Source organism: Oceanitalea stevensii, from assembly GCF_014837105.1.
GTDB classification, from domain to species: domain Bacteria; phylum Actinomycetota; class Actinomycetes; order Actinomycetales; family Actinomycetaceae; genus Oceanitalea; species Oceanitalea stevensii.
This window is the reverse complement of record NZ_JACSPO010000001.1, coordinates 1-25,529: the sequence shown is the minus strand read 5'-3', so window position 1 is coordinate 25,529 and position 25,529 is coordinate 1. Positions and strand designations below refer to the sequence as shown.

Annotated in this window: 23 protein-coding genes and 2 tRNA genes; 11 read left to right on the top strand and 14 right to left on the bottom strand. The window is 72.2% G+C overall.

Annotation, left to right across the window (positions count from 1 at the left end; all coding sequences use genetic code 11):
- Positions 1 to 102: 102 nt before the first annotated feature.
- The 4 genes from H9624_RS00125 (at position 103) to H9624_RS00110 (ending at position 4,563) form a co-directional block, all read left to right on the top strand.
- Positions 103 to 1,524, top strand: a complete 1,422-nt coding sequence (locus H9624_RS00125) for a sugar porter family MFS transporter (protein ID WP_251837902.1) — start codon at positions 103 to 105, stop codon at positions 1,522 to 1,524.
- Positions 1,525 to 1,673: 149 nt separating this feature from the next.
- Positions 1,674 to 2,663: a putative F420-0 ABC transporter substrate-binding protein gene (locus H9624_RS00120; RefSeq protein ID WP_286010687.1), complete on the top strand. Its 990-nt coding sequence runs from the start codon at positions 1,674 to 1,676 to the stop codon at positions 2,661 to 2,663.
- A complete protein-coding gene (locus tag H9624_RS00115) occupies positions 2,660 to 3,760 on the top strand; it encodes an iron chelate uptake ABC transporter family permease subunit (RefSeq protein WP_307784901.1) in 1,101 nt (366 codons plus the stop codon). The genes H9624_RS00120 and H9624_RS00115 overlap by 4 nt, the downstream gene beginning before the upstream one ends.
- A complete protein-coding gene (locus H9624_RS00110; protein ID WP_251837900.1) occupies positions 3,757 to 4,563 on the top strand; it encodes an ABC transporter ATP-binding protein in 807 nt (268 codons plus the stop codon). The genes H9624_RS00115 and H9624_RS00110 overlap by 4 nt, the downstream gene beginning before the upstream one ends.
- 112 nt (positions 4,564 to 4,675) lie before the next feature.
- Here H9624_RS00110 and H9624_RS00105 read toward each other — a convergent pair whose 3' ends face one another.
- Positions 4,676 to 5,281 carry a sugar O-acetyltransferase gene (locus H9624_RS00105; protein WP_251837899.1) on the bottom strand — a complete coding sequence of 202 codons (606 nt, stop codon included), beginning with the start codon at positions 5,279 to 5,281 and terminating at the stop codon, positions 4,676 to 4,678.
- Positions 5,278 to 6,198 (bottom strand): helix-turn-helix transcriptional regulator, encoded by a 921-nt coding sequence (locus H9624_RS00100; protein WP_251837898.1) that lies wholly within the window; start codon positions 6,196 to 6,198, stop codon positions 5,278 to 5,280. Before H9624_RS00100 ends, H9624_RS00105 begins: the two co-directional genes overlap by 4 nt.
- A 202-nt stretch (positions 6,199 to 6,400) precedes the next feature.
- Between H9624_RS00100 and H9624_RS00095 the strand changes: the two genes are divergently transcribed.
- Entirely contained in the window at positions 6,401 to 7,420 is a 1,020-nt protein-coding gene (locus H9624_RS00095) for a zinc-binding dehydrogenase (RefSeq protein ID WP_286010685.1), read from the top strand.
- Positions 7,421 to 7,469: 49 nt separating this feature from the next.
- Here the strand turns inward: H9624_RS00095 and cofE are convergent, their stop codons facing one another.
- Together cofE and H9624_RS00085 are read right to left on the bottom strand one after the other, a co-directional pair.
- On the bottom strand, positions 7,470 to 8,252 hold the full coding sequence (gene cofE, locus H9624_RS00090) for a coenzyme F420-0:L-glutamate ligase (RefSeq protein ID WP_251837896.1): 783 nt from the start codon (positions 8,250 to 8,252) through the stop codon (positions 7,470 to 7,472).
- Positions 8,252 to 9,250, bottom strand: coding sequence for a TIGR03557 family F420-dependent LLM class oxidoreductase (locus tag H9624_RS00085; RefSeq protein ID WP_251837895.1), 999 nt, complete (start codon positions 9,248 to 9,250; stop codon positions 8,252 to 8,254). The genes cofE and H9624_RS00085 overlap by 1 nt, the downstream gene beginning before the upstream one ends.
- Before the next feature lie 96 nt (positions 9,251 to 9,346).
- Between H9624_RS00085 and valS the strand changes: the two genes are divergently transcribed.
- On the top strand, positions 9,347 to 12,058 hold the full coding sequence (gene valS, locus H9624_RS00080) for a valine--tRNA ligase (protein WP_251837894.1): 2,712 nt from the start codon (positions 9,347 to 9,349) through the stop codon (positions 12,056 to 12,058).
- Between the two features lie 76 nt (positions 12,059 to 12,134).
- Entirely contained in the window at positions 12,135 to 13,955 is a 1,821-nt protein-coding gene (locus tag H9624_RS00075; RefSeq protein WP_251837893.1) for an AMP-dependent synthetase/ligase, read from the top strand.
- A 22-nt stretch (positions 13,956 to 13,977) separates the two neighbouring features.
- Here the strand turns inward: H9624_RS00075 and H9624_RS00070 are convergent, their stop codons facing one another.
- From H9624_RS00070 to H9624_RS16730, 3 genes are all read right to left on the bottom strand, one after another.
- On the bottom strand, positions 13,978 to 14,280 hold the full coding sequence (locus H9624_RS00070) for a chorismate mutase (protein WP_251837892.1): 303 nt from the start codon (positions 14,278 to 14,280) through the stop codon (positions 13,978 to 13,980).
- Between the two features lie 89 nt (positions 14,281 to 14,369).
- Entirely contained in the window at positions 14,370 to 15,065 is a 696-nt protein-coding gene (locus H9624_RS00065; protein WP_251837891.1) for a response regulator, read from the bottom strand.
- Positions 15,062 to 16,198: a sensor histidine kinase gene (locus H9624_RS16730; protein ID WP_251837890.1), complete on the bottom strand. Its 1,137-nt coding sequence runs from the start codon at positions 16,196 to 16,198 to the stop codon at positions 15,062 to 15,064. Before H9624_RS16730 ends, H9624_RS00065 begins: the two co-directional genes overlap by 4 nt.
- A 180-nt stretch (positions 16,199 to 16,378) precedes the next feature.
- Here H9624_RS16730 and H9624_RS00055 point away from each other — a divergent pair, with 180 nt between their 5' ends.
- Positions 16,379 to 17,053, top strand: coding sequence for a hypothetical protein (locus H9624_RS00055; RefSeq protein WP_251837889.1), 675 nt, complete (start codon positions 16,379 to 16,381; stop codon positions 17,051 to 17,053).
- Positions 17,054 to 17,154: 101 nt separating this feature from the next.
- Here the strand turns inward: H9624_RS00055 and H9624_RS00050 are convergent, their stop codons facing one another.
- The 6 genes from H9624_RS00050 to H9624_RS00025 all read right to left on the bottom strand — a co-directional run bounded on the left by H9624_RS00050 (position 17,155) and on the right by H9624_RS00025 (position 23,150).
- Positions 17,155 to 18,342, bottom strand: coding sequence for a baeRF2 domain-containing protein (locus H9624_RS00050; protein ID WP_251837888.1), 1,188 nt, complete (start codon positions 18,340 to 18,342; stop codon positions 17,155 to 17,157).
- An 82-nt stretch (positions 18,343 to 18,424) separates the two neighbouring features.
- Positions 18,425 to 19,696 (bottom strand): ATP-dependent Clp protease ATP-binding subunit ClpX, encoded by a 1,272-nt coding sequence (clpX, locus tag H9624_RS00045; RefSeq protein ID WP_251837887.1) that lies wholly within the window; start codon positions 19,694 to 19,696, stop codon positions 18,425 to 18,427.
- A 185-nt stretch (positions 19,697 to 19,881) separates the two neighbouring features.
- On the bottom strand, positions 19,882 to 20,586 hold the full coding sequence (locus H9624_RS00040) for an ATP-dependent Clp protease proteolytic subunit (protein WP_152193042.1): 705 nt from the start codon (positions 20,584 to 20,586) through the stop codon (positions 19,882 to 19,884).
- A 29-nt stretch (positions 20,587 to 20,615) separates the two neighbouring features.
- Positions 20,616 to 21,233, bottom strand: coding sequence for an ATP-dependent Clp protease proteolytic subunit (locus H9624_RS00035; protein WP_193311508.1), 618 nt, complete (start codon positions 21,231 to 21,233; stop codon positions 20,616 to 20,618).
- Positions 21,234 to 21,427: 194 nt separating this feature from the next.
- Entirely contained in the window at positions 21,428 to 22,909 is a 1,482-nt protein-coding gene (gene tig, locus H9624_RS00030) for a trigger factor (RefSeq protein WP_251837886.1), read from the bottom strand.
- A gap of 167 nt (positions 22,910 to 23,076) precedes the next feature.
- A tRNA-Pro gene (locus tag H9624_RS00025) sits at positions 23,077 to 23,150 on the bottom strand.
- Between the two features lie 85 nt (positions 23,151 to 23,235).
- Between H9624_RS00025 and H9624_RS00020 the strand changes: the two genes are divergently transcribed.
- Together H9624_RS00020 and H9624_RS00015 are read left to right on the top strand one after the other, a co-directional pair.
- Positions 23,236 to 23,309, top strand: a tRNA-Gly gene (locus tag H9624_RS00020).
- A 37-nt stretch (positions 23,310 to 23,346) separates the two neighbouring features.
- Entirely contained in the window at positions 23,347 to 24,282 is a 936-nt protein-coding gene (locus H9624_RS00015; protein WP_251837885.1) for an alpha/beta fold hydrolase, read from the top strand.
- A 25-nt stretch (positions 24,283 to 24,307) separates the two neighbouring features.
- On the opposite strand, the gene rpmF is transcribed toward H9624_RS00015, so the two are convergent.
- On the bottom strand, positions 24,308 to 24,475 hold the full coding sequence (gene rpmF / locus H9624_RS00010) for a 50S ribosomal protein L32 (RefSeq protein ID WP_110853715.1): 168 nt from the start codon (positions 24,473 to 24,475) through the stop codon (positions 24,308 to 24,310).
- Between the two features lie 136 nt (positions 24,476 to 24,611).
- Between rpmF and H9624_RS00005 the strand changes: the two genes are divergently transcribed.
- A complete protein-coding gene (locus tag H9624_RS00005; RefSeq protein WP_251837884.1) occupies positions 24,612 to 25,244 on the top strand; it encodes an IMPACT family protein in 633 nt (210 codons plus the stop codon).
- Positions 25,245 to 25,529: the final 285 nt, after the last annotated feature.

The following is a 25,529-nucleotide window of genomic DNA, read 5'->3' as shown; positions in this document are numbered from 1 at the left end:
CCCCCCCCCGGCCCCCAGGACTCGGTGGCGCCTCTCCCCGCGCCGACCTGGGCTTTGGGCGCTAGCGTCCCGGTGACCGGACGGCGCGACGAGGAGAGGGCCATGAGCGACAGCGGCAGCACGATGAACGGACGCATCCTCGGCATCAGCCTGGCGGCGGCCATGGGCGGGTTCCTCTTCGGCTTCGACACGGCCGTCATCAACGGCGCGATCGACGCGATGAGCGAGGACTTCGGCATCAGCGGCTTCCTCCAGGGCTTCGCGGTCTCCTCCGCGCTGCTCGGCTGCGTGGTGGGAGCGTGGCTGGCCGGCCCGATGGCCTCACGCCAGGGCCGGGTGCGCGTCATGGTCATCGCCGCCGCCCTCTTCTTCGTCTCGGCGATCGGCTCGGGCCTCGCCTTCGGCACCTGGGACCTCATCGCGTGGCGCGCCCTGGGCGGTCTCGGTGTCGGTGCCGCCTCCGTCATCGCCCCGGCCTACATCGCCGAGGTCTCCCCCGCGGACGTCCGCGGCCGGCTCGGCTCGCTCCAGCAGCTGGCGATCGTCCTCGGCATCTTCGCCGCGCTCCTCTCCGACGCCTTCCTCGCCGACGTCGCCGGCGGTGCCGCCGAGGAGCTGTGGCTGGGCCAGGAGGCGTGGCGCTGGATGTTCCTGGCCGAGGCCATCCCGGCCGCCATCTACGGGCTGCTCGCCCTCACGATCCCCGAGTCCCCGCGCTACCTCGTCGACCAGCACCGGGAGGAGGAGGCCGCGGAGGTGCTGCGGAAGTACACCGGCGTCAAGGACACCGCGACGAAGATCAAGGAGATCCACCACTCGCTCAAGCGGGAGGCCAAGGAGAGCCTGGGCGACCTGCGCGGGGCGTCGATGGGCCTCAAGCCGATCGTCTGGGTCGGCATCGCGCTCGCCGTGTTCCAGCAGTTCGTCGGGATCAACGTCATCTTCTACTACTCGACGTCGCTGTGGCGCTCGGTCGGCTTCGACGAGAGCCAGGCCCTGACGACGTCGGTCATCACCTCGGTGACCAACGTCCTCGTCACCATCGTCGCGATCCTCCTCGTCGACAAGGTGGGCCGCCGCCCGCTCCTCATCGGGGGCTCCATCGGCATGGCCGTGACCCTCGGGACGCTCGCCGTCGCGTTCTCCCAGGCGCAGGGCAGCGGCGAGGACGTCAGCCTGCCCCAGCCGTGGGGCACCGTCGCGCTCGTCGCCGCGAACCTCTTCGTCGTGTCCTTCGGCGCGACGTGGGGCCCGATCATGTGGGTGATGCTCGGGGAGATGTTCCCGAACAAGATCCGCGCGACCGCCGTCTCGGTCGCCTCCGCGATCAACTGGGTGGCGAACTTCGTCGTCTCCACGACCTTCCCCACCCTGTCGGAGATCAGCCTCAGCCTCGCCTACGGGCTCTACGCCACGTTCGCCTTCCTCTCCCTGCTCTTCGTCCTGTGGAAGGTGCCCGAGACCAAGGGCCGCGAGCTGGAGGACATGACCGACGACGCCAGGCAGAGCAAGGCCCGGACCTAGCTGCGCCCACCCGGGGGTACGGGGCGTAGGCTGGACCGCGGACCCCGGGCCACGCCCGGTGGCGGGCCTCGACCTTGGGCCCACGGTCCGCGCGCGGCGCTGTGACTGCGCAGAGCTCATCTCCTCCTGCTCTGGAGTCACGCGTGCCCCTGCCCCGCCGTGCCGCCGTCCTCGGCGCGCTCGCTCTCGTCCTCACCGCCTGCTCGGCCGCCCCGGCCGAGGACGCCACGACCGGCGACGACGGCGGGAGTGCTGCGCCGTCGTCGTCCGCGGCCGGGTTCCCGGTGACCGTGACGAGCTGCGGGACCGAGACGACCCTGGACGCACCACCGGAGCGGATCGTCACGATCAAGTCCTCGGCCACCGAGATGGTCATCGCGCTGGGCGCGGGCGACCGCATCGTCGGCACGGCCTTCTCCGACGGTCCCCTGCCCGACGGCGTGACGCCGCCGCCCGTCCTCGCCGAGCGCAACCCCTCCCGTGAGTCGGTGCTCGAACTCGCCCCCGACCTCGTCTACGCCGGGTGGGAGTCCAACCTGTCCGACGACGGCGCGGGCGAGCGCGCGGGCTACGAGGAGCTCGGGGTCTCCACCTTCGTCTCCCCCTCCGCCTGCCAGGACCCGGCCCACCAGCCGAACCCGCTGACCTTCGAGGACGTGTTCGCGGAGATCGAGGAGGTCGGCCGGGTGCTCGGCGTGCCCGAGGAGGCCGAGACCCTGGTCGCCGAGCAGCGCGCGGACCTCGAGGCCGTGACACCGACCGGTGAGGGCCTCAGCGCCCTCTGGTACTCCTCCGGCTCCGACACCCCCTTCGTCGGCGCCGGCATCGGGGCGCCGCAGATGATCATGGCGGCGGCCGGGCTGACGAACGTCGCCGCCGACGTCGAGGACACGTGGACCTCGCTGTCGTGGGAGGCCGTCGCCGACCGCGACCCGGACGTCCTCGTCCTCGTCGACTCCGCCTGGAACACCGCCGAGCACAAGATCGAGGTGCTCGAGTCCAACCCCGTCACCGCGGCCATGCCCGCCGTCCAGGAGGGCCGCTACCTCACCGTGCCCTTCGCCGCGACGGAGGCGGGCGTGCGCAACGTCTCCGCCGTCGCCGACCTCACCCGGCAGATCGGCGAGCTCGCGCCGTGACCGACCTCGACCGCCGCGCACCGGCCACCGGCTCGCCCGTCCCGCGGGTGGGCGGGCACCGGTCGGGCCGTCTGGCCCTGGCCGGCGGGCTCCTCGGGCTCCTCGCGCTGCTCCTCCTCGCGATGAGCTGGGCGGTGACCGTGGGCCCGGCCTCCATCACGGTGGGGCAGGTGTGGGGCTCGGCGTGGCACCACGTGTGCTCGGCGCTCGCGCCCGGTTCGGTGAGCTGCGCGGCCGACCCGCTCACCGCGATCCAGGACGCCATCGTGTGGCAGGGCCGCGGCGCGCGGGTGGTCGCGGCGGCGAGCGTCGGCGCCGGGCTCGCGGTGGCCGGCACGGTCATGCAGGCGGTCGTGCGCAACCCGCTGGCCGATCCCTACCTCCTCGGCGTCTCCTCCGGAGCCTCCCTCGGCGCGGTGGGCGTCCTCGTGCTCGGGATGAGCGTGCTGCTGCCGGTGGCCGCCTTCGTCGGCGCCGTCGGGGCGCTGGTCCTCACGCTCCTCCTCGCCACGGCCCGCGGCGGGGGCCTGCCGCCGGTGCGGACCGTGCTGGCCGGCGTGGCGGTCGGGCAGGCCTGCTCGGCACTCGTCAGCTTCGTCATCTTCTGGTCCGCGACGGGCGACTCCTACCGCGAGATCCTGTCCTGGCTGCTCGGCTCCTTCGGCGGCATCACGTGGCCCGAGACCGCCCTGGCCCTGGGCGGGACCGTCGTCCTCGGAGGCCTGCTCGCCTCGCGCTCGCGGGTGCTGGACGCCTTCGCATTCGGGGACGTGTCCGCCTCGTCCTTGGGCGTCGACGTGCGGCGCGAGCGGTGGCTGCTGCTCGTCGTCGTCACGCTCCTCACCGCCGTCCTCGTGTCGGTGTGCGGGTCGATCGGTTTCGTCGGTCTCGTCGTCCCTCACGCCGTCCGGCTCGTGCTGGGCTCGCGCAACCACCGGGTCATGCCGGTCGCCGCGCTCGTCGGTGCGCTGTTCCTCCTCCTCGCCGACACCGCGGCCCGCACGGTCTTCGAGCCGCGGGAGCTGCCGGTCGGGATCCTCACCGCCGCCATCGGGGCGCCGGTCTTCGCGGTCCTCCTGCGCCGGAGCCGGCTGTGAGCGGGGCCGCGCGCACCGGCGCTCGCACGGACGCCGTCACCCTCACGGTCGGCGGGCTCGGCCTGCGGCTGGGCGGGACGCCGGTGCTGCGCGATGTGGCCGCCCAGCTGCCGCCCGGTGAGGTGAGCGCCGTCGTCGGGCCCAACGGGTCGGGGAAGTCGACGCTGCTGCGGCTGCTCGTGGGGGCGCTGGAACCGGACCACGGCACGGTCCTCCTCGACGGCCGCGAGCTCGCTGACCTCTCCCGCCGCGCCCGCGCCCGTGAGCTCGCGCTCGTCGAGCAGGACTCGAGCGCGCCCGTGTCGCTCGACGTCCTCGACGTCGTCCTCCTGGGCCGGACCCCGCACCGGCCGACGTGGTCCGCGGACTCGAGCGACGACGTCGCCCTCGCCCGCGAGGCGCTGGGGCGCACGGGGGCCGCGCAGCTCGAGGGCCGCGACGTCGCCACGCTCTCCGGCGGAGAGCGCCAGCGCGTCCACCTGGCGCGGGCCCTGGCGCAGACGCCGCGGCTGCTCCTGCTCGATGAGCCGACCAACCACCTCGACGTCGCCGCCCAGCTCGACGTGCTCCACCTCGCCGGCGAGCTCGCGGCCACAGGGGTCACGGTGCTCACCGCGCTGCACGACCTCAACCACGCCCTGCGGTACTGCGTGCACGTCGTCGTGCTCGACGCGGGGCGGGTCGTCGCCGCCGGACCGCCGGCCGACGTCCTCACCGAGGAGCTCGTCTCCGGGGTCTACGACGTGCAGGCCGAGCGCGTCACGGTCGGTGGGCGCGAGATGCTCGTCTACGAGCGGGCCTGACCCTGCCACACGCGTGGTCACCCGAGGACCGGACGTACGACACGCTCGGCGTGTCGTCGGCCTGTCGCGGCCCCGTGCGTCTTCGCGCGCGTTCCGAGCCTTGAAGCCGGTGCTACTGGAGCGACGACGCCGACGCCGACCGGCCGCCGTCGTCGCTGATGCCGCGGACGACGCGCGCCGGGGAGCCGACGGCGACGGACCCGGCGGGGACGTCCCTCGTGACGACGGAGCCGGCACCGATGACCGCGTCGTCGCCGATGGTGACTCCCGGGAGGACGGTGACGTTGGACCCGAGCCACACGTTGCGCCCGACGACGACAGGCGACGGCGTGAGGTCGCCGCGTCGAGCGGGGTCGATGTCGTGCTGGAGGGTGGCAATGACAGCGTTGTGGCCGATCAGGCAGTCGTCGCCGATCGTGATCCCTCCCTGGTCCTGGAACCGGCACCCGGAGTTGATGAAGACGCGCTTGCCGAGCGAGATGTTGCGTCCGAAGTCCGCGGTGAACGGAGGGAACAGGGTGACGGACTCGTCGACCGGACGCCCGATGAGCCGTGCGAGGAGCTGCCGCACCTGCGCCGGTTCGTGGTAGCCCGTGTTGAGCTCACCGGCGGTCCGGAGTGCTTCCTGACTGGTCTCGAGCATCACGGCGTGTGCGGCTGAGCCGCCGATGATGGTCTCGCCTGCGTCGAGAGCGGCGATGAGGTCGGAGAGAGTCATGTGGCGTCCTCTGCGCGGATGGAGGGGTGCGGGTGGTCCCCGACGGCCGTCGGCGCTGCTGCCGGCACCGCGGTTGACCAGCTCGCGAGCAGCTGGAGTCGCTCCGCCGTCGGCGACCCGGGCTCGGCCGTGTAGACGATCAGCCGGAGTCCGTCCTCGGCGGTGACCGCGAGCTCCTCGTAGAGCACGGTGAGCGCGCCGACGACCGGGTGGTGGAAACGCTTCGTCCCCGTCCCGTGCGTGCGGACGTCGTGCGCCGACCACAGTCTCGCGAAGGTTTCACTCCGGGTGGTCAGCTCGCCCACGAGATCCTGCATGGCACGGTCGTGCGGGTCGCGGCCCGCCTCGACACGCATGATGCCCACGCACATCTGCGCGAACAGGTCCCAGTCCGGGTAGAAGTCGCGGGACGCCGGATCGAGGAACTGGAAGCGTGCGAGGTTCGGCGCGCGTCCACTGGTGCCGATCACCGGTGAGTAGAAGGCCGCGCCCAGGGCGTTCGTCGCGACGAGGTTTTGGTGGCGGTCGCGGACGAAGGCGGGCCCGCCGGTGATCGCGTCGAGCGTCCGCTGCAGACCGGCGCGGGCGGGCTGCTGCGGGGTGGCGCGACGACGTGCCCGGCCGGACGTGGGGATCCCGTCGGCCGAGCGCGCCAGGTCGAGGAGGTGCATGCGCTCGGTCTCGTCCAGACGCAACGCCCGTGCGAGGGACTCGAGCACGCCGGCCGAGGCACCCGCGATATCACCGCGTTCCAGCTTCGCGTAGTACTCCACGCTCACGTCGGCCAGCATGGCGACCTCGGTGCGCCGCAGGCCCGCCACCCGCCGGTTGACGCCTGCTGGCAGGCCGACGTCGGCGGGCGAGATCCGCGCGCGGCGCGTCATGAGGAACTCCCGTACCTCCGCCTTGTTGTCCATGCGAACCACAGTAGGACCGTCCTCGCGGGCACGGGGTTCCCTGTCAGTACACCTTCCGCCAGTGACTCCCTCGACAGTCGCGACCCGGGTTTGCTGGACCGGTGACGATCCGCAGGCCCGGCGGCTCACGGCAGCCGGCCCGGGCACGCCCGTCCACGACTCAGCACCGCTACGAGAGGAACGCCCAGTGCGAGCAACCGTGATGTACAAGGCCGGCGACGTCCGCGTGGAGGACGTTCCCGATCCCGTCCTCCAGGCACCGACGGACGCGATCGTCCGGGTGACCTACGCCTGCGTGTGCGGGTCGGACCTGCACCCGTACCACTCCCTCGAGGAGACCTCCGCGGGACGCCGCATGGGGCACGAGGCCATCGGCGTGGTCGAGGAGATCGGCTCCGACGTCACACGCCTGACCGTCGGGGACACCGTGATCGTCCCGTTCGCCTGGTCCGACAACACGTGCGTCTTCTGTCGCGACGGGGTGACGACGTCCTGCGTGCACGGCGGGTTCTTCGACGGCGCACCGTCGGCGACCCAGGCCGAGAAGCTGCTGGTCCCGCAGGCGGACGGCACCGCGGTCGTCGTCCCGGGAGGCACCGACGAGGCGCTCATGCCGTCGCTCCTCACCCTGTCCGACGTCTACCTGACCGGGCACCACGCCGCGCACAAGGGAGGCGTGCGAGCGGGCAGGACCGTCGCGGTCATCGGCGACGGAGCCGTGGGCCTGTCCGCGGTGCTCGCGTCCAAGCAGCACGGCGCGGACACGATCATCCTCATGGGCCGCCACGAGGACCGCACCTCCCTCGGCCGCGAGTTCGGGGCGACCCACGTCGTCACCGAGCGCGGTGAGGAGGGCGTCGCGAAGGTCCTCGCCATCACCGGCGGTGAAGGCGTCCACGTCGTCATCGAGGCCGTCGGCCACATGCCCGCCTACGAGCAGGCCTACGGTGTCGTCCGTCCCGGCGGGGTCATCTCCCGCGTCGGCGTCCCTCAATACGAGGAGGCTCCGGTCGGATTCGCCTCGCTGTTCGGCAAGAACGCGACACTGACCGGCGGGCCCGCCACGGTCCGGGCGTACATCGAGGCCGCCCTCCCCCAGGTCCTCGACGGCACCATCGAGCCGGGCAGGGTCTTCGACCGCGAGCTCCCGCTGAGTGACATCGCCGAGGCGTACCGCTTGATGGACTCGCGTGAGGCGCTCAAGGTGCTGATCAGGCCTTGAGCCGTGCGGGAGCCACCCGCACGGCCGGCTGGCCGGCTGCCCGAAGGGCCTACGCCCGGGCGTCGGCCCGGCCGCGGGCGTAGGCCTCGGCGGAGCCCTCGCGGAAGAGGTCCTCGGCCGCGGACCGGGCGAGCACGCGAGCGCCGTCGCCGTCCTCGGTCGTCACGAGGTGGGCTAGCCCGCGCACGACGGCCACCGGGCGGCCGTCGGCCTTGCCCTTGACGAGCTCGGCGGCCGCGGCGATCTCGTCGGCGGCGGCGATCGTCGTCATCCGCAGCTCGCGGCCGTACCCGTCGCGACGTCCCCGGTGGTCCTGCAGGACGACGACGCCGGCCGCGCCGATCGCGATGTCGGCCACGCCCTCGCGCCACGGCCGCCCCACCGTGTCGGTGACAACCACGCCGGGCCGCACACCCAGGCGGGCGTCGAGCCCGCGGCGCAGCCGGCGCGCCGACTCGTCCGGGTCCTCCGGCAGGAGCAGCGCGGTGCCGAGCGGCACGTCGGAGGAGTCCACCCCGGCGGCGGCCATGACCAGGCCCTGCGGGGTCTGGACGATCCGCAGCGTCGACCCGTCAGGCCGCGGCCGCTCGGCCACGACCCGCACCGTCTGGGAGGCGATGGCCGCCTCGAGCTCCTCGCGGGTCCGGGCGGCGACGAGCCGTCGCTCCGCCTTGGCCACGACCTTGCTCGCGACGACGACGACGTCCCCCTCGGCGACGCCGGTGCTCCCGTCGGGCCAGACCAGCTCCCGGAGGGCGGGCGCGACGACGGCGGCGAGGTCGTCCCCGCCGGTGACCGGGGGCAGGCCCTCGACGGCCTGGGCGAGCAGCATCAGCGGGCGAGCTTGGGCAGGACGTCGCGGCCGAAGACCTCGACCCACTCACGCTGGTTGCGCCCGACGTTGTGGAGGTAGATCCGGTCGAAGCCGAGGTCGACGTACTTCTGGATCTCCGCGCGGTGGACGTCGGGGTCGGCGGAGATGACCATCCGCCCCTCGAAGTCCTCCGGGCGCACGAGCTTGGCCATGGCGGCGAAGTCGAAGGGCGAGCGGATGTCGGCCTTGGGGAACTTCATCCCGCCGTTGGGCCACTGGTCCAGGGCGTTCGCGAGCGCCTCCTCGTCCGTCGGTGCCCACGACATGTGCAGCTGGAGGATCTTGGGCATCGTCTCGGGGTCCTTGCCCACCTCGCGCGCGCCGGAGGCGAACTTGTCGAAGAGCCCGGAGATCTTCTCCAGCGGCGCCCCCACGGTGATGAGGCCGTCGGCGTGCTTGCCGGCGCGGCGCGCGGTCACCGGGCCTCCGGTGGCGATGTAGATGGGCGGTGCCTCCTCGGGCATCGTCCACAGCCGGGTCGACTCGAGCTTGTAGAAGGTGCCCGAGTGCTTGGTGTCCTTGCCGGCGAGCGAGGCCGTGAAGAGCTTGCGGATGATCTCGATGGCCTCGAACATCCGGTTGATGCGCTCGGGCGCCTCGGGCCAGTAGCCGGCGGTGACGTGCTCGTTGAGTGCCTCCCCCGAGCCCAGGCCGAGCCAGTGCCGCCCCGGGTACATCGCCGCGAGGGTGGCCGAGGCCTGCGCGACCATCGCCGGGTGCCAGCGGAAGGTCGGCGCGGTGACGCCCGGACCGAGGTCCCCGCGGGTGCGCTCACCCAGCGCCGAGAGGACGTTCCACACGAAGGCGGCCTGCCCCTGCGACGGCGTCCAGGGCTGGAAGTGGTCGGCGGCCATGACGCCGGAGAAGCCGTGCTCCTCGGCCAGTGCACTGATCTCCACCACCTCGGTGGGGTGGAACTGCTCCAGCGCGGCCGCGTACCCGATCGTGAGGTCCATGGGACCAGTCTGTCAGGTGTGCCCGGCCCCTCGCCCGCCCGCACCGGCACGGACGGATGAGCCCACCGCCCCGGGGGCGTGGAACAATCTGGTCCCATGACCGACGCGCTCGACCCCACCCCCGCCGCCCCGCTGTCCGCCGCCTCCGTCCCGGACAAGGTCAGCCTCGACGGCCTGGAGGAGAGGTGGGACGAGCGCTGGGCCGAGCAGGGCACCTACGCCTTCGACCGCACCGCCACCCGCGAGCAGGTCTACTCGATCGACACCCCGCCGCCCACCGTCTCCGGCTCCCTCCACGTCGGCCACGTGTTCTCCTACACGCACACCGACGTCGTGGCCCGCTACAAGCGGATGACCGGCAAGCGCGTCTTCTACCCGATGGGCTGGGACGACAACGGCCTGCCCACCGAGCGTCGCGTCCAGAACTACTACGGCGTGCGCGTGGACCCCACCCTCCCCTACGTGCCGGACTTCGTGCCCCCGCACGACGGCGGTGAGGGCAAGAGCGTCAAGGCCGCCGACCAGCAGCCCATCTCCCGTCGCAACTTCGTCGAGCTGTGCGAGCGCCTCACCCAGGAGGACGAGAAGCAGTTCGAGGCGCTGTGGCGCCACCTCGGCCTGAGCGTCGACTGGTCGCTGCACTACCAGACCATCGGGCGCGAGTCCCAGCTCGTCGCGCAGGCCGCGTTCCTGCGCAACCTCGCCCGCGGCGAGGCCTACCAGGCCGCCGCGCCGGGACTGTGGGACGTCACCTTCCAGACCGCCGTCGCCCAGGCCGAGCTCGAGGCGCGCGACTACCCGGGCCACTACCACCGGGTCGCCTTCCACCTCACCGACCCGGCCGCCGGCGCCGGGCTCGAGCAGGTGACGGACGGCAAGGTCTACATCGAGACGACGCGCCCGGAGCTGCTGCCCGCCGTCGTCGCCCTCATCGCCCACCCCGACGACGAGCGCTACCAGCCCCTCTTCGGCACCACGGTCCGCTCCCCCCTCTTCGGGGTCGAGATCCCGGTGCTCGCGCACCCGGCCGCCGAGATGGACAAGGGCGCCGGCATCGCGATGTGCTGCACCTTCGGCGACCTCACCGACGTCCAGTGGTGGCGCGAGCTCGACCTGCCCACCCGGCCCGTCATCCGCCGCGACGGCCGCCTGCTCGCCGAGGCCCCCGAGTGGCTCGAGCAGGCCGCCGCCCGCGAGCTGTGGACCGAGTCCCTCGCCGGGAAGACGACCTTCACCGCCCGCAAGGAGCTCGTCGAGGCGCTCCGCGCCAGCGGCGACCTCGACGGCGAGCCGATCGCCACCCAGCGCAAGACGAACTTCTTCGAGAAGGGCGACAAGCCGCTCGAGATCGTCACCTCGCGCCAGTGGTACATCCGCAACGGCGGCCGTCCCGGCACCGACTCCCAGGGCCGCGACCTGCGCGAGGCGCTCCTCGAGCGCGGGCGCGAGCTCGGCTTCCACCCCGACTTCATGCGGGTGCGCTACTCCAACTGGGTCGAGGGCCTCAACAGCGACTGGCTCATCTCCCGCCAGCGCTTCTTCGGCGTCCCGATCCCCGTCTGGTACGCCGTCGACGAGAACGGCGACGTCGACCACGAGCGCGTGCTCACGCCGTCGGAGGACCTGCTCCCCGTCGACCCGAGCATCGACGTGCCGGCCGGCTACACCGAGGACCAGCGCGGCGTGCCCGGCGGCTTCGTCGGCGAGGTCGACATCATGGACACCTGGGCCACCTCCTCGCTCACCCCGCAGATCGCCGGCGGGTGGCTGCGCGACGAGGACCTGTTCTCCCGGGTCTTCCCCATGGACCTGCGCCCGCAGGGCCAGGACATCATCCGCACGTGGCTGTTCGCGACGACGGTCCGCGCCCACCTCGAGTTCGACTCCCTGCCGTGGCGTGACGCCGCGATCTCCGGGTGGATCCTCGACCCGGACCGCAAGAAGATGTCGAAGTCCAAGGGCAACGTCGTCACGCCGCTCGGCCTGCTCCAGGAGCACGGCGCCGACGCCGTCCGCTACTGGGCGGCATCGGCGCGCCTCGGGACCGACGCGGCCTTCGACACCGGCCAGATGAAGATCGGCCGGCGCCTGGCGATCAAGGTCCTCAACGCCTCGAAGTTCGCGCTGACGATGGGCGGGGACACCCCGGCCAGCCTCGACGTCTCCGCGGTCACCGAGCCGCTGGACCGCGCGCTCCTCGCCGGGCTCGCCGACGTCGTCGAGAGCGCGACGACGGCCCTCGAGCGCTACGACCACACCCGCGCCCTGGAGCTGACCGAGACCTTCTTCTGGACCTTCTGCGACGACTACCTCGAGCTCGTCAAGGACCGCGCCTACGGCTCCACCGCGGCCGGGTACACCCCGACCGAGGTCGCCTCGGCCAGGACCGCGCTCGCGGTGACGACCGACGTCGTCCTGCGTCTCCTCGCCCCGTTCCTGCCCTTCGCGACCGAGGAGGTGTGGAGCTGGTGGCGCAGCGGCTCGGTGCACGCGGCTCCGTGGCCCTCGGCCGCGCCGCTGCGCCAGGCCGTGACCGACGCGGACCCCGCACTCCTCCACGCCACCGGCAAGGCCCTCGCGGCCCTGCGGAAGGTGAAGTCCGAGGCCAAGGTGTCCCAGCGGACGACCTTCGCCCGGGTGCGCCTGGAGCTGCCCGCCTCCGACGTCGACCGCATCGGCCACGCGCTCGCCGACCTGCGCGCCGCGGGCCGGGTGCGCGGTGACCTCGAGGTCATGGGCCGCACCGACCTCGAGGACGCCGTCGTCGGCGCCCACGAGCTCGACGAGCCCCCCGCCAAGACGCGCTGACCAGCCCACGCGGCGGGCGCGCCCGCCGCCGCACGACCGAGCACCCGGGGCCAGCTCCCGGCGAGAGGATCGACCGATGAACGAGCAGCGTCCCGAGGCGAGCACGCCCGGGGTCGGGCGGCTCGAGCCGCACATGTCCCTGCCCTGGGTGCTGGCCGACCGGCTGGCCCGCGACCCCGCCGGGGTCATCTTCGAGCGCAAGTCCTCCCTGGGCACCGAGTTCGTCCCGGTGAGCGTGCAGACCTTCGCCGAGGAGGTCACCGCCGTCGCCAAGGGCCTCATCGGCCTGGGCGTCGAGGTCGGTGACCGCGTGGCGATCATGGCGCACACGAGCTACGAGTGGTCGCTGCTCGACTTCGCGGCCTGGTCCGCCGGCGCCGTGCCCGTGCCGATCTACGAGACCTCCTCCGCCGAGCAGGCCGAGTGGATCGTGTCGAACTCCGGTGCGCGCGTCGTCTTCGCCGAGACCCGCGGGATGGCGGCCATGCTCCAGCCCATGGTGGAGCGGCTCGAGCACCTCGAGCGGGTGCTCGTGCTGGACGAGAACGCCATCGAGACCGTCATCGGCCACGGCGCCGACGTCCCCGCCGACCGGGTCACCGAGCGCTCCGAGGCCGCCGACATGTCGAGCCTCGCGACGATCATCTACACCTCCGGCACCACCGGACGGCCCAAGGGCGTCGAGCTGACCCACGGGAACTTCGTCAGCCTCGTCGTCAACGGCAGCGACGACCCGAACTTCTCCGGCGTCGTCCGCGGCCCGGACAAGCGGACCCTGCTGTTCATGCCGATCGCGCACGTCTTCGCGCGCTTCGTCCAGATCCTCTGCGTCTACTCCGGCGCGACGATGGGCCACGTCCCGGACGCGAAGAACCTCGTCGCGGACCTCGACGCCTTCAAGCCGACCTTCCTCCTCGCCGTCCCCCGCGTCTTCGAGAAGGTGTACAACTCCGCCGACGCCAAGGCCGGTTCCGGCGCCAAGCAGCGCATCTTCCGGTGGGGCGCGAAGGTCGCGATCACCTACTCCCGCGCCCTGGAGTCCGACGGTGGCCCCTCCGCGGCGCTCAAGGCGCAGCGCACCCTGGCGGACCGGCTCGTCTACGGCAAGATCCGCTCCGCCATGGGCGGCAACCTCGACTGGGCGATCTCCGGCGGCGGCCCCCTGGGCGAGCGGCTGGGCCACTTCTTCCGCGGGATCGGCGTCGGCGTCCTCGAGGGCTACGGGCTCACCGAGGTCGGCGCCCCCACGACCGTCAACCGTCCCGGCCTCACGAAGATCGGCACGGTCGGACCGCCCTACCCGGGCACCCGCGTGGCGATCGCCGAGGACGGCCAGGTGCTCGTCAAGGGCGACCACGTCTTCCGCGGCTACCACGACAACCCCGAGGCGACGGCGCAGGCCTTCACCGAGGACGGCTGGTTCGTCACCGGTGACCTCGGCCAGCTCGACTCCGACGGCTACCTGCGGATCACCGGCCGCAAGAAGGAGATCATCGTGACGGCCGGCGGCAAGAACGTCGCGCCCGCGGTGCTCGAGGACCGGCTGCGCGGCCACCCGCTGGTCTCCCAGGTCGTCGTCGTCGGCGACGGTCGCCCCTTCATCGGCGCGCTCGTCACGCTCGACGAGGACATGCTGCCCGGCTGGCTCGCCAACCACGACCTGCCCGCGATGAACGTCGAGCAGGCCGCCACGGACGAGCGGGTCCTCGCCGCCCTCGACCGCGCGGTCACGCGCGCCAACGAGGCGGTCTCCCGGGCCGAGTCGATCCGCAAGATCAACGTCCTCACGACCGACTTCACCATGGAGAACGGCTACCTCACGCCCAGCCAGAAGGTGAAGCGGGCCAAGGTCCTGGCGGACTTCGAGCGCGAGATCAACGACATCTACGGCACCTGAGCCACGCCCGGTCCTCGCCGCCCTACTCGGACTGGCGCGACTCCGCCGTCTCCACGTGGTGGCGGATGACCTCCTGGACGATGAAGGAGAGGAACTTCTCGGCGAAGACCGGGTCGAGCCCGGCCTCCTCGGCCAGGCCACGCAGGCGCCGGATCTGCTCGGCCTCACGGCCGGGGTCCGACGCCGGCAGCCCGAGGTCCGCCTTGATGTGCCCCACCCGCTGGGTGCACTTGAAGCGCTCGGCGAGCAGGTGGATGAGGGCGGCGTCGATGTTGTCGATGGTGCCGCGGGCGCTCGCCAGCTCGGCCGGGATGGTCTCGCTCATGGCCCGATCCTAGGTGCAACGTGCCGGGCGACGGCAGCGTGGCCGCGCCGTGGACGCCGAGCTCCTGCACCCGGACCTCGCGCGCGACGTCACACGTCGTGACCGGGTGCGACGCCTGTCTCGTAGGCGTAGATCACCGCCTGCACGCGGTCGCGCAGAGCGAGCTTCATGAGCACCCGACCGACGTGTGTCTTCACCGTCGTCTCCGACACGAACATCTCCGCGGCCATCTCCGCGTTCGTCAGGCCCCGCGCCAGCATCCGGAGGGTCTCGTACTCGCGGGGGGTGAGGGTCGCGAGGTTCGCTCGCGCCTGGACGTCGACCGGTCGCGGCCGCTGCAGGAAGAGCTCGATCATGCGGCGGGTCACGGTCGGTGCCAGCAGCGACTCACCGGCCCGCACCGCACGGATGCCGGAGACGAGCAGCTCCGGCTGCACGTCCTTGAGGAGGAACCCGCTCGCCCCGGCCCGCAGGGCGGCGAAGACGAACTCGTCCATGTCGAAGGTCGTGAGCATGACCACCCGTGCGCCGCTGCCGGAGGCGACGATCTGGCGGGTCGCGGCGATCCCGTCCACGACCGGCATGCGCACGTCCATGAGCACGACGTCCGGCCTCAGCGCGGCGGCCTGCAACACGGCCTGCGCCCCGTCCGCTGCCTCACCGACCACCGTGATGTCCGGCTCGATCTCGAGGATCAGCCGGAACCCCGCTCGTACCAGGGCCTGGTCGTCGACGACCAGGACACTGATCGGCTCGGGGGGCCGGGCCGCGGTCGGGGAGCTCACGTCGGGCCGACCGGAAGTGTCGCGACGAGCTCGAACCCGCCGTGCGCGCACGGTCCGGCGACGAGCGAGCCACCGTAGAGCTCCACACGCTCCCGCATGCCGACCAGGCCGTTGCCCGGCTCGGCGGCCTGCTCCGACGTCCCGTCGTCGCGGACGGCGACCTCGACGTGGTCCGCCCCGTAGCGGATCGACACGTCGGCCCCGTGGGCGTCCCGCGCGTGGCGCAGGGTGTTCGTCAGCCCCTCCTGGACGAGGCGGTAGGCGGTGAGGTCCAGACCCGGCGCCAGCGCCCGTGGGGTGCCGGTCACCGACACCGAGACCTGCAGGCCCGCGGCTCGGACCTTCTCCACCAGGCCATCGAGCCGACCGAGGCCGGGAGCCGGCATGAGGTCGGTGCCGTCGCCGTCGTGGCGCAGGACGCCGACCAGCCGGCGCATCTCGGCCATCGCCGCCCGCCCGGTGACCTCCACGGCCTCCAGCGCCTCCCGTTCCACCGCCTGGTCCGGCGTGAGTCGACGGCGAACCGCCGACGCCTGGACCGTCATCACACTGACGCTGTGCCCCACGACGTCGTGGAGCTCGCGCGCGATCCGGTTGCGCTCCTGCGCGACGGCCTGCGCCTCCCGCTGCAGCAGCGCGGCGCGGCGCTGCTCCCTGTTGACCGTCGACAGCCGTAGCAGCGCCCCGACCAGCCACGCGATGACGATCGGGGACATCCAGACGATGGTGCCCAGTCGTTCCGCGACCGACGCCCCCTCGTTGAGCGGGTCGAGACCGGACCACGCCGCCCAGTACGCGGTGGCCAGGACAAGGCTCCACCACGCCCGGCGGGCCTCCACGAGCCTGCCGACCGTGTAGGCGGCGATCGCGGACGGCAGGGCGACCCCGGTCCCCTCCGGTGCCCCGTAGGCGACGAACACGACGACGCTCACCGCGAGGATCGCCGCCTGGCAGCCGAGCGGACTCACCCGGCGCCCGACGAGCAGGGCCGCGCTCACGGCGTACAGGAGGGCCTGCGCCCACAGCGGTCCCTGCCGGTGCGTCGCGCCGGTCCCCCACCACGCCTCGAGCTGGCCGGCCACGCCGACGACCACCGCGAGTGCGATGTCGAAGGCCCAGCTCCTGCGCGCCACATCGCGACCGTACCGCCGCCGGGGGGACGCATCGTCCTCCTCGAGGAGGACGCGGGGCGGACGACCCGTCCTGCCGGCCAGCGGCAGCTCGTCCTCAGTGACGACGACGGCCCTCCCGGCCGTTCCTACGGTCGGTAGTGGCGATCATGTCGACGCCGGAGTCCGGCCCGAGGAGCAGTCATGGACATCAGCCCCACCACCGCACAACGCATCAACCGCGCCGCCTGGACCATGGCCGTCCTGGGCACGGTCGTCGGTCAGCTGCACGCGCTCGCCCGTTTCCAGGTACATCCGGACGATCTCGCCGCGTCCCCCCTCGCTCGCGCCTGGGCCGAGCCCGCCACCCGGACCCTGCGGCCGCTGCTCGACTGGGCCGACGGGTGGACCGTCTACCTCACCTACGGGAAGGTCTGGGCCCCCGTCTGCGTCGCCCTCACGGCCGCCGCCTACCTCGTGTACCGGCGCCGGCGCCCCGGCGGTGCCGAGCGGCGGCTGTGGCTGGTCACGCTGGCCGCCTACGTGACGATGACACTCTCCGTCGTCGGTGAGTACTTCACCCCGTGGACGGACCAGATGTTCGTCGTCGGCATGGCCGCTGCACTGGTCATCGCCGGCAGCGGCATCGCCCTCGGCGTCCTCCTGCTGCGTCGCGGGTTCCGGCCCCGGACGACCGCGGCTCTCCTCGTCCTCTTCCTCCCCCTGATGGTCGTCATCTCGAGCGTGACGTCCCTGGGCAACGCGCTGCTGCCGCTGGTGTGGGGATGGGCCCTCGCCTCCCGAGCGGCCGTGCGGGCGGAGCGAGGGGCACGGCCCGACCCTGGCTCGCGCACCGCACCGGTTGCCCCTCGGACCTGAGGAGAACGTCACGACCGTCCGGGCCACGCCCCGACGACCCCGGCTGCCCCCAGACACGCCGACGGCGCCGCCCCCGGTGGGACGGCGCCGCCGGGCTGAGGTCAGGAGCGGGCGTTGTCCCCGCTCACCTTGTAGGCGTGCTCGCTCGGGGTCGAGGCGTCGCGCCACCGGAGCAGCGCACCGACGCCGTCGACGAGCTCGGCGGCCGCCTCGTCGACGATCGTCACACCCGCCGCCTGCTCCGCGGCGGCCCGGCCGATCGCGAGGTCGGCGCGCACCTCCCGCGGCTCGCTCACGCCGAGGTCGGCGACGAGGGCGGGCGTCGTGGCGATCTCCAGGGCCCCGTCCCCGGCCCAGAGGCTGCGGAGGCGCAGCTGGGAGTTGCGGCCGGTGGTGTCCTCCCGCAGGAGCAGCTCGGCGACCTGGCCGCGGGAGAGCGCCGTGACGACGTCGTCGACGCTCTGCGTCGCCGTCCCGTCCCGGCCCTGCTCCTGGCGGAAGCGGTCGAGCACCCCCTCGCGGCGGCGCACCCGGAAGACCTCGAGCACCTCGTGCAGCTTGCGCTCGAAGGCCTGCTCGTTGACGCCCGCGGCGCGGGACCCGCCCTCGAGCACCGTGGCGATGGCCCCGGCCTCCGCGCCCAGCCGCTCGCGCACGAGCGCGACGGCCCGGATGTCGCCGGTGAGGAGCAGCAGCTCGGGCCGGCGCTCGGTGACGATCCGGTCCAGCTCCACGGCGACGGTCTCCGCGTTGCGCTCCCAGGAGTCCTCGGCGCGGGCCTGCAGGCGTCGGGTCGCCATCCCGGCGCGGCGCACCTTGTTGATGACGTCCTGGTCGCCCTCGACGCTGCCGAGCTCGTCGCCCCCCGTCTCGTACTCGAAGGCGGCGTGCCGCTGCAGGGTGAGATCGGCCCCCGTGCGGTCGATCTCGGCCAGCAGGTAGGCGACCGTGCCGTCCGCGACCTTGGCCAGCGACACGACGTCGAGGCCCACGACGCCGGTGTCGTCCGACGGCGGTTCGGGCAGCACCCGGTCGATGACGACGCCGTCCGGCCCCGCCACGATCGTGCGACCGTGCTTGCCGGGGACGTGGGTGGGGACGCGCGCCTGTTCCTCGACGTGGTCGAGGGTGCGGGCGCTCACGCCTCGGCCCTCCAGCGTGCGGCGGATGTCGCGCCAGCGGGTCAGCACGGCCTGGTAGCCGTTCTCCGACTCGCGCGTGGCGTCGAACGTGACGGTGACGACGTCGTCGCCACTGGGAACCAGGCTCGTGAGCCAGTCGATCTGCATGTGACAGCACCTCACTCGTCTCGCGTGCAGTGCTGTCTACTGTGGTCCACGAAGCGCGGACCCGCACCTCATCCCAGGTGGGTCAGGCGCTCTTCTCACGAGGCGGACGGCGCTTCTTCTCGCGCGGCACGAGCGTGGGGTTGACGTTCTGCTGGACGACCTCGGCGGTGATGACGACCTTCTCGACGTCGTCGCGGCTGGGGACGTCGAACATCGTCTCGCGGAGGATCTCCTCCATGATGGCGCGCAGACCGCGGGCGCCGGTCCCCCGCAGGAGTGCGAGGTCGGCGATCGCCTCGAGGGCGTCCTCGGTGAACTCCAGCTCCACGCCGTCGATCTCGAACATCCGCTGGTACTGGCGCACGAGCGCGTTGCGCGGCTCGGTGAGGATCTTGATGAGCGCGCCGCGGTCCAGCGGGGAGACGGTCGTGACGATCGGCAGGCGGCCGACGAACTCGGGGATGAGCCCGAACTTGTGGAGGTCGGCGGGCCGCACCTCGGAGAAGGGGTCGACGTCCACCTCGGTGGAGCGCAGCGTGGCGCCGAAGCCGATGCCGCTGCGACCGATGCGCGAGGTGATGATGTCCTCCAGCCCGGCGAAGGCGCCGGCCACGATGAACAGGACGTTCGACGTGTCGATCTGGAGGAACTCCTGGTGGGGGTGCTTGCGCCCGCCCTGCGGCGGCACCGAGGCCTGGGTGCCCTCGATGATCTTGAGCAGCGCCTGCTGCACGCCCTCACCGGAGACGTCGCGCGTGATCGACGGGTTCTCGCTCTTGCGGGCGATCTTGTCGATCTCGTCGATGTAGATGATGCCCTTCTCGGCCTTCTTGACGTCGAAGTCGGCGGCCTGGATGAGCTTGAGGAGGATGTTCTCGACGTCCTCACCGACGTACCCGGCCTCGGTCAGCGCCGTGGCGTCGGCGATCGCGAAGGGCACGTTGAGCATCTTCGCCAGCGTCTGGGCGAGGTAGGTCTTGCCCGTGCCGGTGGGGCCGATGAGGAGGATGTTGGACTTGGCCAGCTCGACGACGTCGTCGGACGCGGGCGCCTTCTCGGCGGCCTGGACCCGCTTGTAGTGGTTGTAGACGGCGACGGCGAGGGAGCGCTTGGCAGGCCCCTGGCCGACGACGTACTGCTCGAGGAAGTCGAAGATCGCGCGCGGCTTCGGCAGGTCGACCAGGCCGAGCTCACTGGCCTCGGCGAACTCCTCGTCGATGATCTCGTTGCACAGGTCGATGCACTCGTCGCAGATGTACACCCCCGGCCCGGCGATGAGCTTCTTGACCTGCTTCTGGCTCTTGCCACAGAAGGAGCACTTGAGCAGATCGGTACCCTCTGCACTCCGCGCCATGCTCACTCCTCTTCACCGGTGGGGTCACTGTCCATTGGACACCATGACGGGCCCGCGTGTCTTCTCACCGGGCCGTGGTGTGTCGGGCGATACGTGGACGTGGCCCGGACACGGGTCCGGGGGGGGGGGGGGGGGCCGGGACAGGGGTCCGCCGGCCGGGCTCGCGCCCGGCCGGCGGGGGTGGCTCACGCGGTGATCGCGGGGGCCTGCGCCTTGCGGGACTCGAGGACCTGGTCGACCAGTCCGTACTCGAGCGCCTCGGCGGCCGTGAGGATCTTGTCGCGCTCGACGTCCTCGCGCACCTGCTCGACCGGCTTGCCGGAGTGGTGGGCGATGGTCTCCTCGAGCCACTCGCGCATCCGCAGGATCTCGCGCGCCTGGATCTCGATGTCCGAGGCCTGGCCGTAGCCGCCGCCCTGGACCGCCGGCTGGTGGATCATGACGCGGGAGTTCGGCAGCGCCAGCCGCTTGCCGGGCGAGCCGGCCGCGAGCAGCACGGCCGCGGCGGAGGCCGCCTGGCCGAGGCAGACGGTCTGGATCTGCGGCTTGATGAACTGCATCGTGTCGTAGATCGCGGTGAGCGCCGTGAAGGAGCCACCGGGCGAGTTGATGTACAGCGTGATGAGGCCGTCGGGGTCCGAGCTCTCGAGGACGAGGAGCTGGGCCATGACGTCGTCGGCCGACGCGTCGTCGATCTGCACGCCGAGGAAGATGATGCGGTCCTCGAAGAGCTTGGTGTACGGGTCCTGACGCTTGTACCCGTAGGCGGTGCGCTCCTCGTACTGGGGCAGCACGTACCGCGCGGACGGCGCGGCCGGTGCGAGGCCTCCGGCGAGGGCGGAGCCGTCGAGGCGTCCGGCGCGGGCCATGAACTGGGATTCGATGCTCACTGGTGCTCCTGGGTGGTCGTCGTGGTCCGCTACTTGCCGGTCGTCCCGCCGCCACCGGAGACGGAGGCAGCGGACTCGACGACGTGGTCGACGAATCCGTACTCCATCGCCTCGGGCGCGGTGAACCAGCGGTCGCGGTCGGCGTCCCGGTTGATCTGCTCGACCGTCTTGCCGGTCTGCTCGGCGGTGATCTCGGCCAGCACACGCTTCATGTGGAGGATGAGCTCGGCGTTGATCCGGATGTCGGTGGCGGTGCCGCCGATGCCGCCGGAGGGCTGGTGCATCATGACGCGGGCGTGGGGGGTGGCGTAGCGCTTGCCCTTGGCACCGGAGGAGAGGAGGAACTGCCCCATCGAGGCGGCCATGCCCATGCCGACCGTCGCGACGTCCGGCTGGACGTACTGCATGGTGTCGTAGATGGCCATGCCGGCCGTCACCGAGCCGCCCGGGGAGTTGATGTAGAGGAAGATGTCGCGCTCGGGGTCCTCCGCCGCGAGCAGGAGCATCTGGGCGCAGATGGCGTTGGCGTTGTCGTCACGCACCTCCGTGCCGAGCCAGATGATGCGCTCCCTGAGGAGACGCTGGTAGATCGAGTCGCTGAGGCCGAGGCTGTTGCCCTCGTGGGCACCTCGAGGCTGGTGGCTCACGTACACGCTCCCATTGGTCGTCCGGGGCACCGGCGGTCGTGGAGACCCGCCGTGCGGCGATGTTCTTAGGACACTAACCCCGCCCGCGGCCCATCTCTGCCGCCTTACGGGTGTTTTCGCTGTTGGCGCACCCGGCGTGGTCCGGGTACGCCGCAGGGCGGCGCCGTGTCGGCACCGCCCTGCGGATGGTCGAGTCAGTCGGCGCTGGGCGCGGACTCGGCGCTGTCGGCCGAGTCGGCCGAGTCGCCGCTGTCGGCCGAGTCGGCGCTGTCGCCGGAGTCGGCGCTGTCCGCGCTCTCCCCCGACTCGGCGCTCTCGGCGGCCGGCTCGGCGGCGTCCGCGACGGCGGCCGCCTCGGCGAGTGCCGCCGCGGCGTCGTCGTCGTCGGAGCCGATGAAGTCGCTGAGGTCGACGTCCTTGCCCTCGCCGTCGACGACCTTGACCCTGCGAAGCGCGACGGCCAGCGCCTTGTTGCGCGCGAGCTCACCGGCGAAGATCGGGATCTGGCCCGCCTGGCCGGCGGACTGGATGAACTCGTTGGGGTCCATCCCGTACTGGCGGGAGGTGGACAGGAGGAACTCGAGGAGCTCGTTCTGCCCGACCTGCACCTCCAGCGCCTGGGCCAGCTCGTCGAGGATGAACTGGTCGCGCATGGCCTTCTCGGTGTCCTCGCGGACCTCCTCGCCGTGCGGGTCGTCCTCGGCCTTGCCCTCGGCCTCGAGGTGCGCCTTGATCTCGGCGTCGACCGCGTTCTTCGGCAGCGGGAACTCGATCTCGCCGCGCAGGCGCTCGAGGAGCTGGTCGCGGGCGGCGACGGCGCGGTTGGAGTTCTTGTCCTTGCCGACCTGCTCACGCAGGTCCGCACGCAGCTCGTCGATCGTGTCGAACTCGGAGGCGAGCTCGGCGAACTCGTCGTCGGCGGCGGGGAGCTCGCGCTCCTTGACGCTGTTGACGGTGACCGTGACCTCGGCCTCCTCACCGGCGCGCTCGCCACCCACGAGGGTGGTGGTGAAGGTGGTGCTCTCGCCGGCGGACAGGCCAGTGATGGCCTCGTCCATGCCCTCGAGCATCGTGCCCGCGCCGACCTGGTAGGAGGTGCCGGTGACGGAGTCGACCTCCTCCTCGCCCACGGTCGCCTTGAGGTCGATGGAGACGAAGTCGCCGTCGGCGGCCGCGCGGTCCACGCCCACGAGCGTGCCGAAACGCTCCCGCAGGGACTCGAGACGCTGCTCGACGTCCTCGTCGTTCACCTCGACGGAGTCGACGGTGATCTCGTAGGTGGACAGGTCGGGGAGGGTGATCTCGGGGCGCACGTCCACCTCGGCGGTGAAGGTGAGCTGGCCACCGACCGCGCCGGTGAGGTTGGGGACCTCGGTGACGTCGACCTCGGGCTGGCCGAGCGGCTTGATGCCGGTCTCGGCGACCGCGTCGCGGTACAGGCCCGGCAGCGCGTCGTTGACGGCGTGCTCGATGACGGCCGCACGGCCGACACGCTGGTCGATGATGCGGGCGGGGACCTTGCCCTTGCGGAACCCGGGCACGTTCACCTGCTCGGCGATGTGCGAGTAGGCGTGGTCGATGCTCGGCTTGAGCTCCTCGTACGACACCTCGACGGTGAGCTTGGCCCGGGTGGGCTCAAGGGTCTCGACGGCGCTCTTCACTGCGATGCTCTCCACTCTTCGGTTCCATGGGACGCCCCCGCGCGGGGGAAGTGCGGGTGCTGTGCGTTCGCGAACCGAGGCAGACGGACGTGCGCACAGGCGCGTTCCATCGTAGAGCACGGCTGCGGGGACCCGCGACGGCGCGGGAGCCCGGGGGCGTGACGTCCGCCGCAGGCAGGGGGTCGGGATGACAGGATTCGAACCTGCGACCTTCCGCTCCCAAAGCGGATGCGCTACCAAGCTGCGCTACATCCCGGTCGGCCGGTGGCCGCGAGCCGATTGTAGGGGACCCCGCTCGGCGCGTTACACTCGGGTCTGCACGCCGGGAGACCGGCGCGCCCGCGGGTGTAGCTCAATGGTAGAGCCTCTGCCTTCCAAGCAGATGGTGCCAGTTCGATTCTGGTCACCCGCTCCACGCACCAGCGCAGGTGCGCCCCTCGAGGAGGTGGCCCGTGACCGCTCGCAGACAGCTGGCAGTGGGCGCCGTCCTGGCCGCCGTCGCCGGCGGCGTCATCGCCGCGGCCCGCCCGAGCAGTCCGCCGCTCCCCCGCCGCACCGGCACGTCCGCCGGCGGGATGGAGTTCCTCGCCATCGGTGACGGCCCGCGGTCACTGCTCAGCATCCCCGGCGGCCCGGGGAGCGACCTGCCGGAGGGGCTCATGGGCCGGCTCAGCGAGCGCGAGCTGCGGCCCTACGTCGCTGCCGGGTTCACCGTCTGGACCGTCACCCGGCCGAGGCACATGCCCGCGGGCCACACGGTGGCCGACATGGCCACCGACCACGCCCGCTTCGTCGGCGAGGAGATGGGCGGCACGGCCGACGTCGTGCTCGGGCAGTCCTACGGCGGCCTCGTCGCGCTGCACCTCGCCGCCGACCACGCCGACGTCGTGAGGGCCGTCGTCCTCGTCGGGGCGGCGGCCCGGGTCGAGGAGTGGGGCAGGGAGGTGGACGCTCGGTGGGCCCGTCTGCGCGCCGAGGGGCGCGACGCGGAGGCCGGTGCCGTCTTCCTCGAGTACCTCCTGCCCGACGCTCGTCACGCCCGACTGCGTCAGGCCCTCGGCCGGCCGGTGGGCAGGCTCTTCACCGGGTCGGCCACGCCGCCGGGCGACCTGCTCGTCGAGGCCGACGCCGAGCGCTCCTTCGACGCGTGGGACGCCCTCTCGCGGATCACCGTGCCGGTCCTGCTCCTCGCCGGGGAGGAGGACCGGTTCTTCTCGCTCGACACCGTCCGGCAGACCGCGGCGGGCATCGCCGGCAGCACCCTCGTCACGTACCCGGGACGCGGCCACGTGGCGACGATCTCGAGCAGCGACGTGCCCCGCGACGTCCTCGCCTGGCTCGAGTGGGACCGCGCAGGAACGCGAGACGGCCGCCACCCCGAGGGGTGACGGCCGTCAACGCGTGAGTACGCGATCAGTCTGCGAACTCCAGGCCCTTCTGGTAGGCCTTTGCCAGGCGCCGGGGCACCTGGATCTCGCGGCCCTGGACGCGGACGGTCTGGAGCGTGGTGGGCTCCGCCTTCCACTGGGACCGGCGAGAGCGGGTGTTGCTACGGGACATCTTGCGCTTCGGAACTGCCATCTGCCCTGCCGCTCCTTTCGTGGTCGAGACGATTGCCGTCGTATAGCGTGCCACGGCGCAGGCGTCCGGGTCCAATGCCGGACGCCGCGGCCGGGTGTGACATTGCCCCCTTCGGGGCGTCCACAATGGCCACACCATGGATGTTCGCACCCTTGCCGGCGCCGTGACCACCGCGACCGAGCTGGAGATCCGCCGCTCCCGCTTCATCACGTGGCTGCGCCGTGCCGACGACGAGACGGCGGCGCGCGCGCTGGTCGACGAGGCGCGGCACGCCTTCCCCGACGCCCGGCACCACTGCTCCGCCTTCGTCGTCCGGGTCCCCGGGGCGAACCTCGTCGAGCGGTCCTCCGACGACGGTGAGCCGGCCGGCACCGCGGGCATGCCGATGCTCGAGGTGCTCCGCGGGAGCGGGCTGGTCGACCTTGCGGCCGTCGTCGTCCGCTACTTCGGCGGGGTCAAGCTCGGGACGGGCGGACTGGTACGTGCGTACTCCGACGCCGTCCGCTCGGCCCTCGAGGAGGCCCCGGTGGTGGTGCAGCGCGAGAGCCGCCTCCACGCGGTCTCGCTCCCCCACGCCGACGCGGGCCGCGTGGAGTCCGAGCTGCGGGCGCTGGGTTTCGCCGTCGACGACGTCGCCTACGCCGAGCAGGTGACCCTCGTCCTGGCGAGCAACGACGACGGCGCCCTCACCTCCGCCGTCGCGGGCCTCACCGGCGGCGTCGCCGAGGTGCGGCCGGCCGGCACGCGCGTCGTCGAGCTCCCCGCATAGCGCTCCCGCTCACCACCCCTCCCCGCCCCCTCCCATCGCGCCGAGCGCTGAGTTGTTCCGGAACTCCTTCCGCCGAGCGCTGAGTTGTTCCGGAACTCCTCCCGCCGAGCGCTGAGTTGTTACGGAACTCCTCCCGCCGAGCGTTGAGTTGTTACGGAACTCCTCCCGCCGAGCGTTGAGTTGTTACGGAACTCCTCCCGCCGAGCGTTGAGTTGTTACGGAACTCCTCCCGCCGAGCGTTGAGTTGTTACGGAACTCCTCCCGCCGAGCGTTGAGTTGTTACGG

Coding starts and splice junctions, on each gene's coding strand:
- H9624_RS00125 (WP_251837902.1), top strand. CDS start 103: ATGAGCGACAGCGGCAGCACGATGAACGGACGCATCCTCGGCATCAGC.
- H9624_RS00105 (WP_251837899.1), bottom strand. CDS start 5,281: ATGACTCTCTCCGACCTCATCGCCGCTCTCGACGCAGGCGAGACCATC.
- H9624_RS00100 (WP_251837898.1), bottom strand. CDS start 6,198: ATGGACAACAAGGCGGAGGTACGGGAGTTCCTCATGACGCGCCGCGCG.
- H9624_RS00095 (WP_286010685.1), top strand. CDS start 6,401: ATGTACAAGGCCGGCGACGTCCGCGTGGAGGACGTTCCCGATCCCGTC.
- cofE (WP_251837896.1), bottom strand. CDS start 8,252: ATGCTGCTCGCCCAGGCCGTCGAGGGCCTGCCCCCGGTCACCGGCGGG.
- H9624_RS00085 (WP_251837895.1), bottom strand. CDS start 9,250: ATGGACCTCACGATCGGGTACGCGGCCGCGCTGGAGCAGTTCCACCCC.
- valS (WP_251837894.1), top strand. CDS start 9,347: ATGACCGACGCGCTCGACCCCACCCCCGCCGCCCCGCTGTCCGCCGCC.
- H9624_RS00075 (WP_251837893.1), top strand. CDS start 12,135: ATGAACGAGCAGCGTCCCGAGGCGAGCACGCCCGGGGTCGGGCGGCTC.
- H9624_RS00070 (WP_251837892.1), bottom strand. CDS start 14,280: ATGAGCGAGACCATCCCGGCCGAGCTGGCGAGCGCCCGCGGCACCATC.
- H9624_RS00055 (WP_251837889.1), top strand. CDS start 16,379: ATGGACATCAGCCCCACCACCGCACAACGCATCAACCGCGCCGCCTGG.
- H9624_RS00050 (WP_251837888.1), bottom strand. CDS start 18,342: ATGCAGATCGACTGGCTCACGAGCCTGGTTCCCAGTGGCGACGACGTC.
- clpX (WP_251837887.1), bottom strand. CDS start 19,696: ATGGCGCGGAGTGCAGAGGGTACCGATCTGCTCAAGTGCTCCTTCTGT.
- rpmF (WP_110853715.1), bottom strand. CDS start 24,475: ATGGCAGTTCCGAAGCGCAAGATGTCCCGTAGCAACACCCGCTCTCGC.
- H9624_RS00005 (WP_251837884.1), top strand. CDS start 24,612: ATGGATGTTCGCACCCTTGCCGGCGCCGTGACCACCGCGACCGAGCTG.